Origin of the sequence: Sphingomonas pruni NBRC 15498 (assembly GCF_001598455.1) — a bacterium.
Classification (GTDB): domain Bacteria; phylum Pseudomonadota; class Alphaproteobacteria; order Sphingomonadales; family Sphingomonadaceae; genus Sphingomonas; species Sphingomonas pruni.
Genome location: NZ_BCYZ01000156.1, coordinates 1 through 1,207, shown reverse-complemented (window position 1 = coordinate 1,207; position 1,207 = coordinate 1). Strand labels below are relative to the sequence as shown.

Sequence of the window (1,207 nt, the reverse complement as noted above, 5' to 3'; positions counted from 1 at the left end):
TCCGCCTCAAACAGGTAAGCCCTGACGGGATGTCTCACCACGCCCGGATTCGCTGTCCAAAATAAGTTTCGTGACAATTTTGGTATCCGTGAGAGCCTTCGTCTTAGAGCCTATTGAGACGGAGACGCAGATGCTGGTCGGATACGGTCGGGTGAGTAGCGAGAGGCAAAGCCTCGACATCCAACATGAAGCCCTCGCCCAAGCCGGGTGCGAGAAGGTCTTCTCGGAGAAGATGTCAGGACGCTCGACCAACGAGCGCGAGCAACTCGCCATGGCGCTCGACTTCGTTCGAGATGGCGACACCTTAGTTTGCACGAGACTCGACCGTCTCGCGAGGAGCGTCGGCGACCTGCATCGCATCATCGAGCGGCTGACCGAGAAGAAGGTCGCCTTCCGATGTCTCAACCAATCGGGCGTCGATACCGACACCTCAACCGGTCGATTGATGCTGTCGATCCTCGGAGCCGTCGCCGCGTTCGAGAACGACATCCGCAGGGAACGCCAACTCGAAGGGATCGAGAAGGCCAAAGCCGCAGGCAAATATCGAGGCCGACCGGTCAGCATCGATCCCGCCAAGGTGAAGGCGCTCAAAGAGACCGGCATGGGTGCCGCCGAGATCGCCAAGGCGATGAACATCGGTCGCGCATCGGTCTATCGAGCGTTGGCTGCGTGACGGAAAAATGAGCCCGGTTAGCCGTGGTGCAGCAACCAGTCCGTGAAGTGGTGAATCGGGGGGTGTAAGCAGGAGGAAACCACCAAGGAAACCTCAATGGCCGACCTTCTCACCTCCATCGCCATCGCCACTCTCGTGGTCGGCATAATCGCCGCCATCATCGCATATCTGACGCTGCGTCGAACCCCGAAGCTGCCAAAGCCCGCCTCGTCGCCGGTCTCGACTACGATCCTGACGGCTCCGATGAACAAAGGCGTCACCGACCTGCCGAGCTTCCAACCCGGCATGGCTCGCATGGGCTTCGACCGTCGATAATCGTTGACGGAAACCCGATCTGTGGGAGGCTCGTCGGATGAGCAGGAACCCACCTTCGAAGACCGCTCCAGATCACCCAGAAAAGGCCGCTGAGAGCCTCGACGACACCGTCGCGCCAACCGACACCGGCATCGTTGCAAGCTCTCCAGACGGCTCAGAACGGCTTCTCAACCTTGCCGACGATCACGACGGTAAAAGTTCGAGTCCTCTTCTGGCACC

The 1,207-nt window shown here is 59.7% G+C and carries 3 protein-coding genes; all 3 read left to right on the top strand.

The window, feature by feature from the left end:
- The first annotated feature begins 70 nt into the window (after nt 1-70).
- A complete protein-coding gene (locus SPR01S_RS21000; RefSeq protein ID WP_369405277.1) occupies nt 71-673 on the top strand; it encodes a recombinase family protein in 603 nt (200 codons plus the stop codon).
- 96 nt (nt 674-769) lie between these two features.
- On the top strand, nt 770-988 hold the full coding sequence (locus SPR01S_RS21780) for a hypothetical protein (RefSeq protein WP_157082392.1): 219 nt from the start codon (nt 770-772) through the stop codon (nt 986-988).
- A 37-nt stretch (nt 989-1,025) separates the two neighbouring features.
- The coding region (locus SPR01S_RS21985) for a hypothetical protein (RefSeq protein WP_218016788.1) at nt 1,026-1,207 on the top strand (182 nt) is incomplete at its 3' end.

Bases quoted from the DNA above. Each gene is read 5' to 3' on its own strand.
- SPR01S_RS21780 (WP_157082392.1), top strand. From the start codon at position 770: ATGGCCGACCTTCTCACCTCCATCGCCATCGCCACTCTCGTGGTCGGC.